Here is a 16,049-nt window from a genome sequence, read left to right as displayed (position 1 = left end):
TGGACATGGAGCCGTTCTTCCAGGCGTACCGGGACGTGATGCCCTTCCTGATCACGAAGGACACCAACGAGCCGACGCGCGAGCGGCTGCAGTCCGCCGAGGACCGCGAGCGCTTCGACGACACGACCAAGTGCATCCTGTGCGCCGCCTGCACCACGTCGTGCCCGGTGTTCTGGAACGACGGCCAGTACTTCGGCCCGGCCGCCATCGTCAACGCGCACCGCTTCATCTTCGACTCGCGCGACGAGGCCGGCGAGCAGCGCCTGGAGATCCTCAACGACCGTGACGGCGTGTGGCGCTGCCGCACGACCTTCAACTGCACGGACGCCTGCCCGCGCGGCATCGAGGTCACCAAGGCGATCGCGGAAGTGAAGCGCGCGCTGATCACCCGCCGCTACTGAGGCACGCCGTTCGTCACGTCCGCGAGGGCCCCGTTCCCGCTGGGAACGGGGCCCTCCGGCATGTGCCGCGCCTTCGGGTGAACACCGCCGCAACGGACGAGAGGGCGTCCTCCGCCCTGCGGTGATGGTCTCGACCGGGCCGCACACCGGGCACGGCGGATCCGTGACGCAGCCCACTGCGCCCTTGAGTTGAACACGTTCAAAAACTGGGTCTAGAGTCTCCGTGTCAGCGTTTTGAACGCGTTCAAGAAGGGGTGGGGCATGGACCGCACCGTCATCGCCTACGTCATCTACCTCGTCGTCAGCATCGGACTGACCGTCTGGGTGGCCCGCACGCTCAGCAGCAACGGGCGGGTCTTCCTCGCCGACGTGCTGCACGGCAACGAGAAGCTCGCCGACGCCGTCAACCACCTCCTGGTGGTCGGCTTCTACCTGGTCAACCTCGGGTTCGTCGCGCTGTACCTGAGCGACGACGACACGATCGCCGACACGCGCGGCGTCTTCGAGGCCCTGTCGACCAAGCTCGGCGTGGTCCTGCTGGTGCTGGGCGTCATGCACCTGGGCAACGTGTACGTGCTCAACCGGATCCGGCGGCGCGGGGTGATGGAGCGGGAGCAGGTGCCGCCGGTCGCGCCGCAGGACTGGGTGGCCCCCTCGGCCGGGGCGTGAGCGGCGTGACGGCCGCACGCGGGGACCGGGGCGCCGTGCGCGTCCCGGTCCGCCGGCTCACCGTGCTCTACGACGCCGAGTGCTCCCTGTGCTCCTCCGTGCGGGACTGGCTGGTCCGCCGGCCGCAGCTGGTTCCCCTGGAACTCGTCCCGGCGGGCTCGCCGGCGGCACGGGCCCGCTTCCCGGCACTCGACCACGGCGCCACCCTCGAGGAGATCACCGTGATCGGTGACGCCGGACAGGTCTACCGGGGCGCCGCCGCCTGGATCGTCACCCTGTGGGCGCTGCGCGAGCACCGGCCGCTGGCCCACCGGCTGGCCACCCCCTCCGGCGCCCGGCTCGCCAGGGGCGCGGTCCTGGCCGCCGCCGCGTGGCGCGGGGCCCAGGGGGGCGGCGCGCGGGGGTCCGGCCGGGGCGGGCGGGCGTACCGCCGGGGCGACGGCTGGACGTACGATCCGCGTGACGGCTGGAGCCACACCCCGCCGGGCTGTGCGGACGGCTCCTGTGCCGCCCCGTAGGACGCCTCTCCCGCGGCGCCCCGCTCTCCTTCCCTGGCGTTAGGCTCTGTTCCCGTGCCCGCGAAGAACGACGGCCCCGACGACGGCGCCGCACCCAGCAAGTCCGAGCAGACCCGTGCCCTGATCCTCCAGACGGCCATGCGGCTGTTCCAGGAGCGCGGGTACGACAGGACGACCATGCGGGCCATCGCCAAGGAGGCCGGGGTCTCCGTCGGCAACGCGTACTACTACTTCGAGGGCAAGGAGCACCTGATCCAGGGCTTCTACGACCGGATCGCCACCGAGCACCAGGTGGCGGTCCGGGAGGTCCTGGCCCGGGAGACCGACCTGGAGGCCCGGCTGGCCGGCGTGCTGAAGGCGTGGCTGGACATCGCCACGCCCTACCACGAGTTCGCGGTGCAGTTCTTCAAGAACGCCGCCGACCCGGACAGCCCGCTCAGCCCCTTCTCCCCCGAGTCAAAGCACGCGCGCGTGGAGGCGATCAGCGTGCACCGGGCGGTGCTGGCCGGCACGAGGACCAAGGTGCCCGAGGAACTGCGGGACACCCTGCCGGAGTTGATGTGGCTGGCCCAGATGGGGCTGTGCCTGTACTGGATCTTCGACCGCACCGAGGGCCGCGAGCGCAGTTACCGGCTCGCCGAGCGGGGCGCCCGGCTCACCGCGCGCGGTGTCGCCCTGTCCCGCTTCCGGGTGCTGCGGCCGCTCGTGCGCGAGGTGCACGAGCTGTTCACGGAGTTCCTGCCGGGGATGACGAAGGCGCTGCCGGACCCCGCGGGGAAGGGAGCGCCCGCCGGTGACGGGCGCCCCCAGGACCTCGGGTGACCGCGTCCGCCAGGACCTCGGTGGACCGCGTCGCGTCGCCGGGCGTGGGCTCGGCGTCGTGCACCGGCGGCCCGTCCGGCCGCACGCCGTCGCGGGAGCCCCGCCACCGCCCGCTCAGGCCTGCCGGGAGGCCAGTTCGATCACCGTGATGTCCGACGGCGCTCCGACCCGGGTGGGCGGGCCCCAGGCGCCGGCGCCGCGGGAGACGTAGAGCTGGGTGTCGCCGTAGCGGTCCAGGCCGGCGAGGGTGGGGTTGGCGGCGCCGGCGATGAGGTTGGCGGGCCAGAGCTGGCCGCCGTGGGTGTGCCCGGAGAGCTGGAGGTCGACGCCGTGGTCGACGGCGTCGTGGATCATCACCGGCTGGTGGGCGAGCAGCACACAGGCGCGGGCCCGGTCGCGGTCGCCGAGCGCCTTCGCGTAGTCGGGGCCCTGTCCCTCGTCCTCGCCGGCCACGTCGTTCACTCCCGCCAGGTCGAAGTGCGGGAGTTCCGTGCGGGCGTTCTCCAGCGGGCGCAGGCCGAGGCGGCGCACCTCCTCGACCCACTGTTCGGCGCCGGAGAAGTACTCGTGGTTGCCGGTGACGAAGAAGGAGCCGTGACGCGCCGTCAGCTGCGCCAGGGGGGCCGCGGCCGGGCCGAGGTCCTTCACGCTGCCGTCCACCAGGTCGCCGACGACCGCGATCAGGTCGGGCTGGGTCGAGTTGATCGTGTCGACGACCTTCTGCGCGAAACCGCGGCCGAGGACCGGTCCCAGGTGGATGTCGCTGACCACCGCGATGCGGTAACCGTGCGCCGCGCGCGGCAGCTTGGCGAGCGGCACGGTGACCCGCTTCACCTGCGGTCCGCGCAGCACCCCGTACGTCCCGTGGCCGACGGTCCCCAGGGCCGCCGCGACGGCGGCCCCGCCGACGACCCGGGAGACGAACAGGCGGCGGGAGGGCCCGGAGGGGGTGCCGGTGCCCGGCGTCTCCCCCGCGTCTTCCGGGCGGTCGGGGCGCGTCGCCCCGGACGCGGGGGCGGGATCGGCCGTGGCGGCGGAGTCGGTCGTGGCGGGGTCCGGGGCCGCCGGGTGCGGGGCCGGTGCGGCGGTCGCCGCTCCCGCCGGTACGGGCACCGGTTCCGGCCGTTCGGCCGCCGTCTGCGCGGTCCGCGCCCGCCGCTCCAGGATCCACCGCAGCACGGGCCGCACGAGCTCGCCCGCGAGCACGGCCAGCAGCAGGTAGAGGGACAGGGCCAGCCACAGGAAGCCGGGCCAGGCCAGGACCTGTTGGAGCCGGAACGGGGCGCCGCCGCGCTCGGCGACGAAGGCGGCCACCGTCACCGCCCAGCCTCCGGCGATCAGCACGGCACCCGCGCGGCGCGCCGGGCCCGGTCCCCGGGTGGTGTCCCGGAACAGCCGGCGCCACACGTACCAGTTGCCCGTCACCAGGACGGCCAGGACGAGCAGCGCGACGAGTATGAAGGCGATGGCCACGGTGCGGAGTTCCCCTGTTTCCGGTCAGGACGTCCGTGACGTCCGGCTCAATGCGCGCAGACCGCGCAACCCGATGCCCCCGATGACCGTCCCCCATACGAAGGAGACGACGGCGAGCAGTAGGTGCACCCAGAAGTAAGCCGTCGGGTCCCCGTCCTCGAACGCGAGCCCGCTGCTGTCCTTGACCAGGTTTCTGACGAAAGTGATCCAGATGACCCAGCTCCACACCCCGAAAGCGAGCAGGAACCAGGAGACGGGGCGGCTGAGCTTCATGAACCCAGTATCACTGCCCGGTGTCCGGTTCCTGGCCCGGGGTGGGGACCGGGACGGGACGTCCCCGGATGTGGCATGTACCTTTCCGTCCGTGCCCGCACCCAAGAACACCGCCCGGCGATCTCTTCTGGTCACCTCCGCCGTCCTGTTGTCCACCGCGCTGAGCGCGCCCGTCGCCCTCGCGGCCCCGAAGCCGTCGGCCGGCCCCTCGGCCACGCCCCCGGCGAAGATGTCGACCGTGGGCGGCGCCCGGCTCGGGCAGCCGGGGACCCAGGTCAACCTCGCGAGCGGGGTGCCGGTGCTGCCGAAGGGCCTGTCCGCCCGTTCCTGGATCGTCGCCGACGCCGAGTCCGGCGACGTGCTGGCCGCGCACAACGCGCACTGGCGGCTGGCCCCGGCGAGCACGCTGAAGATGCTGTTCGCCGACACGCTGCTGCCGAAGTGGCCCAAGACGACGAAGCACAAGGTGGAGCTCTCCGACCTGGCCGGCGTCGGCTCCGGCTCCAGCATGGTGGGGATCAAGGAGGACGAGACCTACACCGTCCACGACCTGTGGCTCGGGGTCTTCCTGCGCTCCGGCAACGACGCCGTGCACGTGCTGTCGGCGATGAACGGCGGCGTCGAGAACACCGTCGAGGAGATGAACGAGCACGCCGAGGAGCTCCAGGCCCTCGACACGCACGTGGTCAGCCCCGACGGCTACGACGCCGAGGGACAGGTGTCCTCCGCGTACGACCTGACGCTGATCGCCCGGTCCGGGCTGCAGAAGAAGGACTTCCGGGAGTACTGCTCGACGGTCAGGGCGAAGTTCCCCGGGGAGACGAAGAAGAACAAGAAGGGCGAGAAGGTCCGCGGGTCCTTCGAGATCCAGAACACCAACCGGCTGCTGTCCGGCGACTTCGACATGCCCGTCTACAAGGGCATCGCGGGCGTGAAGAACGGCAACACCACCAACGCGGGCGCCACCTTCACCGGGGTCGCCGAGCGCGACGGCAAGGTGCTGCTGGTCACCGTGATGAACCCGGAGGAGGGCGGGCACAACGAGGTCTACAAGCAGACCGCGAAGCTCTTCGACTGGGGGTTCAAGGCGGCCGGCAAGGTCGAGCCGGTGGGTGAGCTGGTGCCGCCGAAGAGCGCCGCGCGGGCGGACGCCCGGCCGGGTGCGACCGCGTCCTCCGGTGAGGCCGGGGGCGTCGGGGACGGCGCGGCCGGGGCGGGGACGGGGTCGAAGCCGGTGGCGAGCGCCGCGGTCGGGAGCGGCTCCAGCGGCGTCGGGGTCGCGCTGGGCGTCACCGGCGGGGTGCTGGTGCTGCTCGCGGGGGGTGTGTTCCTGGTCAACCGCCGCTGGCCGCTGCCGGACCTGGTGCGTCGCCGCTCCCGTCCGTGAGCTCGGCCTCCTTGCCCGGCGTCGCCGTCCAGGCGGCGCAGAACAGGAGCAGCTTGGTGGTGAAGTTGATCCACAGCAGCAGGGCGACCGGCACGCCGAACGCGCCGTACATGCTTTTGGCGGCCACGCCCTGCATGTAGCCGCTGAGCAGCAGCTTCAGCACCTCGAATCCGGCGGCTCCGGTGAGGGCGGCGACGATCAGGCGGTGCCGGGTGGGTTCGACGCCGGGCAGCAGGGTCAGGACGTACAGCAGGAGCAGGAAGTCGGCCCCCACGGCGACGGCGAAGGCCGCGGTCTGCAGCACGACCCCGCCCCAGCCTCCCTCCTCCAGCCCGATGGCGTCGCTGATCCGGCCGACCATCGCGGAGGCCACGGTGGAGGCGATCAGGGTGACCAGTACCGCGCCGCCCAGGCCGACGAGGACGCCCGCGTCCTTGCCCTTGCGCAGGACGGGGTTCTCCTCCTCCTCGGGCAGCTCCCACACCGCGCGCAGGCACTCGCGCGTGGAACCGGCCCAGCTGATGCCGGTGAACAGCAGGACGGCACCGGCGATGAGGCCGACGGTGCCGGCGTTCTGCACCAGGCCGTCGATGTCCAGCTGCTCGGAGATGCCGGGCACCTGGTCGGCGATCTTGCCCTGGAGGGTGTTCTGCTGCTCGGTGCTGAGCGTGGCGGCGCCGAGCGCGGCGGCCACGGTGAGCAGCGGGAACAGCGCGACGAAGCTGGTGAACGTCATCGCGGCGGCCAGCCGCGTCCAGTGCACGCGGTCCAGGCGCTCGTACGACCGCCACGCGTGCGTGAGCATCAGCCGCGCCGCCCACGGCCCGACGACCGGGAGCCTCTTCAGCCAGTCCATGAACCGACTCTGCCCCCGTTGCCGAAGACCAATGTCCTGGTGCCCCAGAACCGCAGCGCGGTGGCCAGCGCCATGCCGATCACCGCGCCGGAGACGGTGTCCGCGCGCTGCGAGGTGAGGCCGAGCCCGTAGTGGCTGACGGCCAGGCACAGCAGCTGCACGGCGGCGCCGGCGAGGTTCACCGCGAAGAACACGGCGTACGGGCGCACGCCGCGCACGCGCGCGTGGCGGTAGGTGCCGAACGCGTTGCCGGCGTAGGCGACCGTGCAGCCGGCGACGAAGGAGAGCGCCTTGGCGGTGAGCGGGTCGCATCCGGCGGGGCCGCGCAGATACGTGAAGAGGGCGAGGTCGGCGGCGTAGGCGAGCAGGCCGGCGGTGGCGAAGCCGAGCAGCTCGCGCCGGCGCCGTGCCGGGCGCCCGGGCCGTGCCGGGCGGTGCTTCCGGAGCGGGCGGCGTTTCCGTGCCGGGCGGTGCTTCACCAGTCCGCCACCGCCAGGGCGTACATCGTCGCCCACACCAGGCCGATGAGGGCGAGCGCGCGGTCGCGCAGGACCACCTCCTCGGGTTCGCCCGCCGTCCCGCGGTCGGCGAAGACGGCGTATCTGAGGACGGCGAGGACGAAGGCGACCACGGACAGCTGCCGCCAGGGCAGCACGCTGGCGTGCGGCACCCCGCCCTCCTCCAGGGCCCACAGGCAGTAGCCGAGGACGGCGACGCCGGCCGCGAGCTGCCAGACGAAGCGGAGGTAGCCGGTGGTGTACTCGGTGAGCAACGCGCGCGTGGCGCCCTCTTTTCCGGCCATCTGCACGGCCTCGGAGTAGCGCTTGGCCGCGACCATGAACAGCGCGCCGAACCCGGTGGTGATCAGGAACCAGCGCGACAGCGGGATGCCGAGCGCGAGCCCGCCGACCACCGCCCGCATCAGGAAGCCGGTGGTGACGACGACGAGGTCGACGACGAGGACGTGCTTGAGGCTGACGCAGTACGCCAGTTGCATGCCGAGGTACGCGGTCAGCACCACGGCGACCTGCGGCGGGCACAGCCGGGCCGCGGCGACGGGTGCGAGGACGCCGAGGGCGGTGCCGACGGCGTAGGCGACCGGCACCGGGACCTGGCCGGCGGCGACCGGGCGGCGGCACTTGGTGGGGTGGGCGCGGTCGGCCTCCGCGTCACGGGCGTCGTTGACGAGGTACACGGCGGCGGCGCAGGCGGTGAACAGGGCGAAGACCAGCGCGAGCCGGGTCAGGGCGGGCCAGGAGAAGAGCTCACCGGCGGCGGCGGGGGCGGCGATCACCAGGACGTTCTTGACCCACTGCTTGGGCCGCGCGGTCCTGAGCAGGCCCCTGAGCAGGCCGCCCCCGGGAGACGGTGCCGTCTGCCGCCGGTCCGGGTGCCGGTCCAGGAGGGCGGTGTCAGTCACGTACGCCTCCCCGCATCCAGCGGGCGCCGAGCCGGGCCGTGAGCGCGCCCAGGACGGCGCCCGCCGCCACGTCCGAGGGGTGGTGCACGCCGGCCACCAGGCGGGAGAGGCAGACGGCGGCGGCGAGCGGGGGCACCGCGTGCGCCCCCAGCGCCCCGAAGGCGACGGCGGCGGCCGCGGCGGAGGTGGCGTGCGAGCTCGGGAAGGAGTGCCGGCCGACCGTGCCGACCAGGGGTTCGACGTGCGCGGGACGCGGACGGCGCACGACCCGTTTCACGCCCATGCTGACGACGTGGGCGCCCGCGGTGAGGGCGGTGCCGCGCAGCCAGGCGCCGCGCCGTGGGCGGTCCGCGGCGGCTCCGGCCAGCCCCGCCGCGAGCCACAGCGCCCCGTGCTCCCCCGCCCAGGACAGGACGCGCGCGGCTCCGGCCACGCGCGGGTCCGCACCGCACGCTCTGAGCGCCGTGCCGATCCGGTGGTCCATGCCGTGGAGACCGAGGGGGTGGTGGGCGTGTCGGGGGTGGTGGAGGTCGTCCATGTGGACTCACTGTTCACGCCCGACGGGCCAGAACTCCGTCACTATTGAGCGACATCCCATTAATCACCCATTTCGGGGACGGAATTGACGTTTCAAAACTAACCGCTCACACATGGGCGATACGGTCGCCGTCATGCCTGCCGACACCGTTTCCGTCACGGGATGGGGCCGCACCGCTCCCACCGCCGCCCGGCTGATCCGCCCACGGACGTACGAGGAGGCCGCCCGGGCCGTGAGGGACTGCGGGGCCCGCGGGGGCATCGCGCGGGGCCTGGGACGGGCGTACGGGGACGCGGCGCAGAACGCGGGCGGTGCCGTGCTCGACATGACGGGCCTGGACCGGATCCACGCGATCGACGCCGACGGCGGCACCGTGCTGTGCGACGCGGGTGTCTCCCTGCACCGGCTGATGGAGGTGCTGCTGCCGCTCGGCTGGTTCGTGCCGGTGACGCCGGGCACGCGCTACGTGACCGTCGGCGGGGCGATCGGCGCCGACATCCACGGCAAGAACCACCACGTCTCGGGGTCCTTCTCCCGGCACGTGCTGTCCCTGGAGCTGCTCACCGCCGACGGGCAGGTCCGTACGGTCGTGCCGGGCACGCCGCTGTTCGACGCGACCGCGGGCGGCATGGGCCTGACCGGGGTGATCCTGACCGCCACGATCCGGCTCCAGCCGGTCGAGACCTCGCTGATGTCGGTCGACACCGAGCGCGCGGACGACCTCGACGACCTGATGGCCCGCCTGACCGCCACCGACCACCGCTACCGCTACTCGGTGGCCTGGATCGACCTGCTGGCCCGCTCCGCGGCCACCGGCCGGGCGGTGCTCACGCGCGGCGACCACGCGCCCCTGGACGCGCTGCCCGAGGGCTCCCGCGCGCGCCGGGAGCCGCTGTCCTTCCGCACCTCCCGGCTCCCGGCTCCCCCGTCCTTCGTCCCCGAGGGCCTGCTCAGCCGCGCCACCGTGGGGCTGTTCAACGAGTTCTGGTACCGCAAGGCGCCCCGCGCGCGGACGGGCCGGCTCCAGCGGATCTCCACGTTCTTCCACCCCCTGGACGGCGTGCCCCACTGGAACCGCGTCTACGGCCGGGGCGGTTTCGTGCAGTACCAGTTCGTCGTCGGTCACGGCCGGGAGGACGCCCTGCGCCGGATCGTGCGCCGGATCTCCGAACGCCGCTGCCCGTCCTTCCTCGCCGTCCTCAAGCGCTTCGGCGAGGCCGACCCCGGCTGGCTGTCCTTCCCCGTGCCGGGCTGGACCCTGGCCCTGGACGTCCCGGCGTCCCTGCCCGGCCTCGCCGCCTTCCTCGACGAACTCGACGAGGAGGTCGCCTCGGCCGGCGGGCGCGTCTACCTCGCCAAGGACTCCCGGCTGCGCCCGGACCTGCTCGCGGCCATGTACCCGCGCCTGGACGACTTCCGCGCGCTGCGCGCCGAACTGGACCCGCGCGGGGTGTTCACCTCCGACCTGGCCCGCCGGCTCCGCCTCTGAAACCGCCGACCCGCTCCCGGGGCCCGCCGCTCGGATCACGCCGGGCTCACGGGCCCCGGCACCGCACCCCCGTCCGGCCCGATCCGAACGAAAGACCCTAGGAGCTGTCGTGAAGGACGCCTTCGGCCTCCCCCAGTCCCTGCTCGTCCTCGGCGGTACGTCCGAGATCGCGCTGGCCACCGCCCGCCGGCTGATCGCCCGCCGCACCCGCGCGGTGTGGCTGGCCGGCCGCCCCTCCCCCGACCTGGACCGGGCCGCCGAGCACCTGCGCGGCCTCGGCGCCGAGGTGCGCACCGTCGCCTTCGACGCGCTCGACCCCGCCGGTCACGAGGACACGCTCGGCAAGGTCTTCGCCGAGGGCGACATCGACATGGTGCTGCTCGCCTTCGGCACCCTCGGCGACCAGGCCCGCGACGAGCGGGACCCGCAGGCCGCGGTGCGCGTCGCGCAGACCAACTACACCGGCGCGGTCTCGGCGGGCCTGGTGTGCGCGAGCGCGCTCCAGGCGCAGGGCCACGGATCCCTGGTGGTGCTCTCCTCCGTCGCGGGCGAGCGGGCCCGCCGCGCGAACTTCATCTACGGCTCCAGCAAGGCCGGCCTGGACGCCTTCGCGCAGGGCCTGGGCGACGCGCTCCACGGCACGGGCGTGCACGTCATGGTCGTACGCCCCGGCTTCGTCCGTACGCGGATGACCGCCGGTCTGCCCGAGGCGCCGCTCGCCACCACCCCCGAGGCCGTCGCGGCGGCCGTCGAGCTGGGGCTGCGGCGCCGCTCGGAGACGGTGTGGGTGCCGGGCGCGCTGCGCGTGGTGATGTCGGCGCTGCGGCACCTGCCGCGGGGGGTGTTCCGGCGGCTGCCGGTCTGAGGCGCGGCGGGGGCCCGCGGTTCAGTGCGCGGAGACGGATCCCCGGTCCACGCACCCGGCCTGCGGCGGCACCACGGCGGACCCGAAGGGGAACTCCCGCAGCTTGCGCCACACCCCGTCGGCGCCCTGCTCGTAGAGCGCGAAGCCGGTGCAGGGCCACTCGGCCTCGTAGTCGGCGAGTTCCTCGAAGGCGCGGTCCAGGGCCGCTTCCTCGATGCCGTGCGCCACGGTGACGTGCGGGTGGTACGGGAACTGCAGCTCGCGGGCGACGGGGCCGGAGGCGTCACGGATCTGCTGCTGCAGCCGGGTGCAGGCCTCGGCGCCCTCGACGACCCGGACGAACACCACCGGCGACAGCGGCCGGAAGGTGCCGGTGCCCGACAGCCGCATGGGGAAGGGCCGCCCGGCCGCGGCGACCTCGCTCAGATGCGCCTCGACGGCCGGGATGTCGGCGTCGTCGATCTCCGTCGGCGGCAGCAGGGTGACGTGCGTGGGGATGCCGTACGCCGCGGCGTCGCCGAAGCCCGCGCGCAGCTGCTGAAGCCGGCTGCCGTGAGGCTCCGGGACCGCGATCGACACACCGATCGTTACGGTCCCCACGTCGTCTCCTGTCGTTGTGGTGGTGAAGCGCGGTGGTGGAGCGTGGTGCTGTGGCTCCGGTGAGCACCGGGTGACCGCCGGAACGGTCACCCGGTTATCGACTGTACGACCACGACCCGGATGCGGGCAGGCGCAACCGGAGTGATGTGCGGCGCTGCGCGGTGGTACGGATCGGCGCCGGGGCCGGTTCAGTGCGCCGGTTCAGTGCTTGGCCGGCAGGAAGCCCACCCGGTCGTACGCCTGGGAGAGGGTCTCCGCGGCGACGGCGCGCGCCTTCTCCGCCCCCTTGGCCAGGATCGAGTCGAGCGTCTCGGGGTCGTCCAGGTACTGCCGGGTGCGCTCCCGGAAGGGCGTCACGAAGTCGACCACGACCTCGGCGAGGTCCGTCTTCAGCGCACCGTAGCCCTTGCCCTCGTACTGCTGCTCCAGTTCCGCGATCCCCGTACCGGTGAGGGTGGAGTAGATGGTCAGGAGGTTGCTGATGCCGGGCTTGTGCTCGCGGTCGAAGCGGATCACGGTCTCGGTGTCGGTGACCGCGCTCTTGACCTTCTTCGCGGTGGCCTTCGGCTCGTCGAGCAGGTTGATCAGGCCCTTCGGGGTGGCCGCCGACTTGCTCATCTTGGCGGTCGGGTCCTGAAGGTCGTAGATCTTCGCCGTCTCCTTGAGGATGTAGGCGGTGGGGAGCCGGAAGGTGTCGCCGTAGGTCTGGTTGAACCGGTCCGCGAGGTCACGGGTCAGCTCCAGGTGCTGGCGCTGGTCCTCACCGACGGGAACCTGGTCGGCCTGGTACAGCAGGATGTCGGCGACCATCAGCATCGGGTACGTGAACAGGCCGACGGTCGCGCGGTCGCTGCCCTGCTTGGCGGCCTTGTCCTTGAACTGCGTCATGCGGGAGGCCTCGCCGAAGCCGGTGATGCAGTTCATCAGCCAGCCGAGCTGGGCGTGCTCGGGAACGTGGCTCTGGACGAACAGCGTGCAGCGGTCCGGGTCGAGGCCGGCCGCGAGCAGCTGGGCGGCGGCGACGCGGGTGTTCTCGCGGAGTTCCTTCGGGTCCTGCGGGACCGTGATCGCGTGCAGGTCGACGACCATGTAGAACGCGTCGTGGGTGTTCTGCATGTCGACCCACTGGCGGACGGCGCCGAGGTAGTTGCCGAGGTGGAACGAGCCTGAGGTCGGCTGGATACCGGAGAGCACGCGGGGACGTTCAGAGGCCATGTCCCTCATTCTCTCAGGTCCCGCGGGCCGCTCGGGAGCGGACCGGAAACAGGTGGGAACCGATCCGTCCCCGGCGGTGTAACAAGAGTGTGAGGACGCGGGAGGGGGGCCGCATCGTCGATGAGGCCGCGGTGATCGCACGCGTACGCGCCGGGGAGCCGGAGGCGTACGCGGAGCTGGTGCGGGCCCATACGGGCATCGCGCTCAGGGCGGCCGCGGCGCTCGGGGCGGGTGCGGACGCGGAGGACGTGGTGCAGCAGGCCTTCGTGAAGGCGTACTGCGCGCTGGGCCGGTTCCGGGACGGCATGGCGTTCCGGCCGTGGCTGCTGTCGATCGTGGCCAATGAGACGAGGAACACAGTGCGGGCGGCGGCCCGCCGGCACACCCTCGCCGACCGCGAGGCGGCGTTCATGGAGGCGGAGCCGGTGATACCGGAGTCGGCGGATCCGGCGGTCGCCACGCTCGAGACGGAGCGCCGCGGAGTACTGGTGGCCGCCCTGGAGAAGCTGAGCGAGGAACATCGTCTGGTCGTCATCTACCGCTATCTGCTGGAGATGGACGAGCGGGAGACCGCCCAGGCCCTGGGCTGGCCCCGGGGCACGGTGAAGTCGCGGCTGAACCGCGCCCTGCGCAAGCTGGAGCGCCTGCTGCCGGACTTCCGGCCCCGGGAAGGGGGTGGAGGAGCGTGAGCGGGGCGTACGACGGTGACCGCGCCGGAGACGCGGAGCACCGGCGCGCGGAGGCCGCCCGGCTGCGGGAGGAACTGCGGGCCCTGGGGCGGTCCCTGGACGGGCCGGGCGGGGCGGCCGGCTCCGAGTCGATGGTCGAGCGGGTGCTGGGGCGGATACTCGCCGAGCAGGTGCCGGTCCCGGTGGCCGAGCCACCGGGTGCCCGGGAGCGGTTGCGGGCGGTGCGGCGCTGGACGCGGGCGCGGTGGCGGTCGCTGGTCGCCGCGGTGTGCGGCCTGCTGACCGTGCTCGTACTGACGCCCCCGGTGCGGGCGGCGGTGTCCGACTGGTTCGGCTGGTTCGGCTTCGGCGGGGTCGAGGTGCGCTACGACCCGTCGGCGGCGCCCCCGCCGGGCGCGGAGGTGCCGGGCTGCGGGCGGTCGGTGTCGCTCGGCGAGGCGGAGCGGCGGTCCGGGTTCGCGCCGCTGGTTCCGCAGGCGCTGGGCACTCCGGACGCGGTGGCGGTGAGCGGGCTGCCGCGGGGGCGGTTCCTGGTGGCCCTGTGCTGGCGGGAGGAGGGGCGCACCGTACGGCTGGACCAGTTCCCGGCCCGCCTGGACCCCGCCTTCGCCAAGACCGTGCGCGAGCAGCCGGAGTGGCTGTCGCCGGGCGGGGACGGCGACGCGGGGGGCGTGCCGGATCCGGCGCTGTGGTTCGCGCGGCCGCACCGGCTGAGCCTCTTGCTGGTGGACGCGGGCGGTCACCGGTTCACCCGGGAGGAGCGCACGGCGGGGCCGACGCTGCTGTGGACGGAAGGGGGTCCGGCCGGCGCGGGGGGCGGGGACGAGGTGACGCTGCGGCTGGAGGGGGTGGCCTCGAAGGCGCGGGCGCTGGAGATCGCGGGGACGGTCGAGGAGGCGGGCCGATGACCGGACGCGGGTCCGCGGTGCTCCCGGGAAATGTGCCGTGCCGGACGGGAACCCCGGCGGGTCGGGCGGTGTACCAGAAGTGACAGGCGGCTCGTGCGCGGGCCGTACGGGGATCGACCGGCCGAGTGGGGGTCCGGATGCGCGGGTGGAAGGACAGGGTGCGACAACTGACGGCGGTGGGCGCGTTGGCGGCTGCACTGGCCCTGATGGTGTGGGGGGCGTCGCCCGCCTCCGCGGGAGGGCCGACGAGCGTGCTGGTGGTCTCGCCGGAGAGCGAGGAGACCGCCTCGCTGTACTACTCCGACAAGGAGTACGGCGAGCTCGAGCGGCTGCTCGGCCCGCCCGGCGGGGGCACCCGGGACAAGCCTCCGGAGGCCGACCTGGCCTCGGTCCGGTTGATCAACGTGTCGTGGATGCTGCACGACGTGACGCCCTGGCGTGTGGACCGGGTCTTCCTCGGGGACGTGGGCGGGGAGGTGTGGATACACACGGCGGCGAGGCTCACGGAATCGGCGAACGGCCACTGGCACCGCGCCGAGTACCCGTCCGACCTGCACAAGCTGCTGTACGAGCTGGACGTGCTGGGTGAGACGTCGGGGACCGGATCGGCCTCGGGCATGTACCCGGCGCCCTGGGAGACGCGGACGGCCGGTTCCGCGGGGCCCGGCGCCTCGGCCCCCGGCACGGAGCGGGACTCGGGCACGGCAGCCGCCGTGGAGGAGCGCACCGCGGCGGCACCGGGCGGCGACGGCACCGGCTGGTGGGCGATACCGGGAGCGGCGGCCGGAGCGGCACTGGCCCTGGTGCTGCGCCCGTATGTCATACGGGCGCCCCTGATGCGCCGACGAGGGGAGCCGGGGCCCCGGCAGGAACTGCTGGACCGATGAGGGCGGGTGCGGTGGGCGGCACTCCCCCGAAGACGCCCACGGCGGCCGGCGTGCAGCCGGGCCGCCGTGGGGTGGGCCGGTGAGGTCGGGCCGGGGTGCCGCCCGGGGTGTCAGCCGAGGTCGATCTCCGGGTAGAGCGGGAAGCCGGCCACGAGGTCGGTGGCGCGGCGGGAGATCTCGTCCGCGATCTTCGGGTCGAGGACGTGCTGGGCCTTGGACGGGGCGCCCTTGCTCGTGGTGCCGGGCTCCGCGGTGGTGAGGACGCGGTCGATGAGGCCGGCGACCTCGTCCATCTCGGCGGTGCCCAGGCCGCGCGTGGTCAGCGCGGGGGTGCCGATGCGGATGCCGGAGGTGTACCAGGCGCCGTTGGGGTCGGCGGGGATGGCGTTGCGGTTGGTGACGATGCCCGACTCGAGCAGGGCGGCCTCGGCCTGGCGGCCGGTGAGGCCGTAGGAGGTGGCGACGTCGATCAGGTTGAGGTGGTTGTCGGTGCCGCCGGTGACCAGGGTGGCGCCGCGGCGCATCAGGCCCTCGGCGAGGGCGCGGGAGTTGTCGACGATGCGCTGGGCGTAGTCCTGGAAGGCGGGCTGCCGGGCCTCGGCCAGGGCGACCGCCTTGGCGGCCATGACGTGCGGGAGCGGGCCGCCGAGGACCATCGGGCAGCCGCGGTCGACCTGGTCCCTGAGGGAGTCGTCGCACAGGACCATGCCGCCGCGCGGACCGCGCAGCGACTTGTGGGTGGTGGTGGTGACGATCTGGGCGTGCGGGACCGGGTCGAAGTCGCCGGTGAGGACCTTGCCGGCGACCAGACCCGCGAAGTGGGCCATGTCGACCATGAGCGTGGCGCCGACCTCGTCGGCGATCTCGCGCATGATCCGGAAGTTCACGAGACGGGGGTAGGCGGAGTAGCCCGCGACGATGATCAGCGGCTTGAACTCGCGGGCGGAGGTGCGCAGCGCCTCGTAGTCGATCAGGCCGGTGGCCGGGTCGGTGCCGTAGGAGCGCTGGTCGAACATCTTGCCGGAGATGTTCGGGCGGA

Annotated in this window: 19 protein-coding genes; 10 read left to right on the top strand and 9 right to left on the bottom strand. The window is 73.4% G+C overall.

Annotated features, from left to right (window positions below):
• The 4 genes from RIM90_RS24635 to RIM90_RS24620 all read left to right on the top strand — a co-directional run.
• On the top strand, positions 1 to 401 hold a 401-nt coding region (locus tag RIM90_RS24635), incomplete at its 5' end, for a 4Fe-4S dicluster domain-containing protein (RefSeq protein ID WP_309062949.1).
• A gap of 261 nt (positions 402 to 662) precedes the next feature.
• A complete protein-coding gene (locus tag RIM90_RS24630) occupies positions 663 to 1,070 on the top strand; it encodes a hypothetical protein (protein ID WP_309062948.1) in 408 nt (135 codons plus the stop codon).
• Positions 1,067 to 1,588, top strand: a complete 522-nt coding sequence (locus RIM90_RS24625; RefSeq protein ID WP_309062947.1) for a DCC1-like thiol-disulfide oxidoreductase family protein — start codon at positions 1,067 to 1,069, stop codon at positions 1,586 to 1,588. The genes RIM90_RS24630 and RIM90_RS24625 overlap by 4 nt, the downstream gene beginning before the upstream one ends.
• Positions 1,589 to 1,642: 54 nt before the next feature.
• A complete protein-coding gene (locus RIM90_RS24620; RefSeq protein WP_309062946.1) occupies positions 1,643 to 2,410 on the top strand; it encodes a TetR family transcriptional regulator in 768 nt (255 codons plus the stop codon).
• Between the two features lie 114 nt (positions 2,411 to 2,524).
• Here the strand turns inward: RIM90_RS24620 and RIM90_RS24615 are convergent, their stop codons facing one another.
• Positions 2,525 to 3,883, bottom strand: a complete 1,359-nt coding sequence (locus RIM90_RS24615) for a metallophosphoesterase (protein WP_309062945.1) — start codon at positions 3,881 to 3,883, stop codon at positions 2,525 to 2,527.
• 24 nt (positions 3,884 to 3,907) lie between these two features.
• On the bottom strand, positions 3,908 to 4,156 hold the full coding sequence (locus RIM90_RS24610; protein ID WP_309062944.1) for an SCO4848 family membrane protein: 249 nt from the start codon (positions 4,154 to 4,156) through the stop codon (positions 3,908 to 3,910).
• A 91-nt stretch (positions 4,157 to 4,247) separates the two neighbouring features.
• Between RIM90_RS24610 and RIM90_RS24605 the strand changes: the two genes are divergently transcribed.
• On the top strand, positions 4,248 to 5,543 hold the full coding sequence (locus RIM90_RS24605; RefSeq protein WP_309062943.1) for a D-alanyl-D-alanine carboxypeptidase: 1,296 nt from the start codon (positions 4,248 to 4,250) through the stop codon (positions 5,541 to 5,543).
• Here the strand turns inward: RIM90_RS24605 and RIM90_RS24600 are convergent.
• The 4 genes from RIM90_RS24600 to RIM90_RS24585 all read right to left on the bottom strand — a co-directional run bounded on the left by RIM90_RS24600 (position 5,491) and on the right by RIM90_RS24585 (position 8,357).
• A complete protein-coding gene (locus RIM90_RS24600; RefSeq protein ID WP_309062942.1) occupies positions 5,491 to 6,399 on the bottom strand; it encodes a YihY/virulence factor BrkB family protein in 909 nt (302 codons plus the stop codon). The genes RIM90_RS24605 and RIM90_RS24600 overlap by 53 nt on opposite strands.
• The gene (locus RIM90_RS24595; RefSeq protein ID WP_309062951.1) at positions 6,387 to 6,791 is read right to left on the bottom strand and encodes a GtrA family protein; all 405 of its coding nucleotides are present in this window, start codon (positions 6,789 to 6,791) and stop codon (positions 6,387 to 6,389) included. The genes RIM90_RS24600 and RIM90_RS24595 overlap by 13 nt, the downstream gene beginning before the upstream one ends.
• 83 nt (positions 6,792 to 6,874) lie before the next feature.
• Complete coding sequence (locus RIM90_RS24590; protein ID WP_375165538.1) at positions 6,875 to 7,819, bottom strand: decaprenyl-phosphate phosphoribosyltransferase; 945 nt, start codon at positions 7,817 to 7,819, stop codon at positions 6,875 to 6,877.
• Entirely contained in the window at positions 7,812 to 8,357 is a 546-nt protein-coding gene (locus RIM90_RS24585; protein WP_309062941.1) for a phosphatase PAP2 family protein, read from the bottom strand. Before RIM90_RS24585 ends, RIM90_RS24590 begins: the two co-directional genes overlap by 8 nt.
• A gap of 133 nt (positions 8,358 to 8,490) precedes the next feature.
• Here RIM90_RS24585 and RIM90_RS24580 point away from each other — a divergent pair, with 133 nt between their 5' ends.
• Both RIM90_RS24580 and RIM90_RS24575 read left to right on the top strand, forming a co-directional pair.
• Positions 8,491 to 9,846, top strand: coding sequence for an FAD-binding oxidoreductase (locus RIM90_RS24580; protein ID WP_309062940.1), 1,356 nt, complete (start codon positions 8,491 to 8,493; stop codon positions 9,844 to 9,846).
• Between the two features lie 109 nt (positions 9,847 to 9,955).
• Positions 9,956 to 10,711: a decaprenylphospho-beta-D-erythro-pentofuranosid-2-ulose 2-reductase gene (locus tag RIM90_RS24575; protein WP_309062939.1), complete on the top strand. Its 756-nt coding sequence runs from the start codon at positions 9,956 to 9,958 to the stop codon at positions 10,709 to 10,711.
• A gap of 21 nt (positions 10,712 to 10,732) precedes the next feature.
• Here the strand turns inward: RIM90_RS24575 and RIM90_RS24570 are convergent, their stop codons facing one another.
• The gene (locus RIM90_RS24570) at positions 10,733 to 11,311 is read right to left on the bottom strand and encodes a 2'-5' RNA ligase family protein (protein ID WP_309062938.1); all 579 of its coding nucleotides are present in this window, start codon (positions 11,309 to 11,311) and stop codon (positions 10,733 to 10,735) included.
• A gap of 201 nt (positions 11,312 to 11,512) precedes the next feature.
• A complete protein-coding gene (gene trpS, locus RIM90_RS24565) occupies positions 11,513 to 12,526 on the bottom strand; it encodes a tryptophan--tRNA ligase (RefSeq protein WP_309062937.1) in 1,014 nt (337 codons plus the stop codon).
• Positions 12,527 to 12,657: 131 nt separating this feature from the next.
• Here trpS and RIM90_RS24560 point away from each other — a divergent pair, with 131 nt between their 5' ends.
• The 3 genes from RIM90_RS24560 to RIM90_RS24550 all read left to right on the top strand — a co-directional run bounded on the left by RIM90_RS24560 (position 12,658) and on the right by RIM90_RS24550 (position 15,010).
• A complete protein-coding gene (locus RIM90_RS24560; protein WP_309062936.1) occupies positions 12,658 to 13,215 on the top strand; it encodes a sigma-70 family RNA polymerase sigma factor in 558 nt (185 codons plus the stop codon).
• Positions 13,212 to 14,123 carry a hypothetical protein gene (locus RIM90_RS24555; protein WP_309062935.1) on the top strand — a complete coding sequence of 304 codons (912 nt, stop codon included), beginning with the start codon at positions 13,212 to 13,214 and terminating at the stop codon, positions 14,121 to 14,123. Before RIM90_RS24560 ends, RIM90_RS24555 begins: the two co-directional genes overlap by 4 nt.
• A gap of 158 nt (positions 14,124 to 14,281) precedes the next feature.
• Positions 14,282 to 15,010, top strand: coding sequence for a hypothetical protein (locus RIM90_RS24550; protein ID WP_309062934.1), 729 nt, complete (start codon positions 14,282 to 14,284; stop codon positions 15,008 to 15,010).
• Between the two features lie 110 nt (positions 15,011 to 15,120).
• Here the strand turns inward: RIM90_RS24550 and RIM90_RS24545 are convergent.
• Positions 15,121 to 16,049, bottom strand: a 929-nt coding sequence (locus RIM90_RS24545) for an aminotransferase class I/II-fold pyridoxal phosphate-dependent enzyme (RefSeq protein ID WP_309062933.1), incomplete at its 5' end; no start/stop codon positions are given.

This window comes from Streptomyces sp. (assembly GCF_031181555.1).
Taxonomy (GTDB): Bacteria; Actinomycetota; Actinomycetes; order Streptomycetales; family Streptomycetaceae; genus Streptomyces; species Streptomyces fimbriatus.
The sequence above is the reverse complement of the archived record's forward strand: the minus strand, read 5'-3'. Positions and strand labels throughout refer to the sequence as shown.

Excerpts from the sequence above, each read along its gene's own strand:
- RIM90_RS24630 (WP_309062948.1), top strand. The coding sequence starts at position 663 with ATGGACCGCACCGTCATCGCCTACGTCATCTACCTCGTCGTCAGCATC.
- RIM90_RS24610 (WP_309062944.1), bottom strand. The coding sequence starts at position 4,156 with ATGAAGCTCAGCCGCCCCGTCTCCTGGTTCCTGCTCGCTTTCGGGGTG.
- RIM90_RS24600 (WP_309062942.1), bottom strand. The coding sequence starts at position 6,399 with ATGGACTGGCTGAAGAGGCTCCCGGTCGTCGGGCCGTGGGCGGCGCGG.
- RIM90_RS24585 (WP_309062941.1), bottom strand. The coding sequence starts at position 8,357 with ATGGACGACCTCCACCACCCCCGACACGCCCACCACCCCCTCGGTCTC.
- RIM90_RS24580 (WP_309062940.1), top strand. The coding sequence starts at position 8,491 with ATGCCTGCCGACACCGTTTCCGTCACGGGATGGGGCCGCACCGCTCCC.
- trpS (WP_309062937.1), bottom strand. The coding sequence starts at position 12,526 with ATGGCCTCTGAACGTCCCCGCGTGCTCTCCGGTATCCAGCCGACCTCA.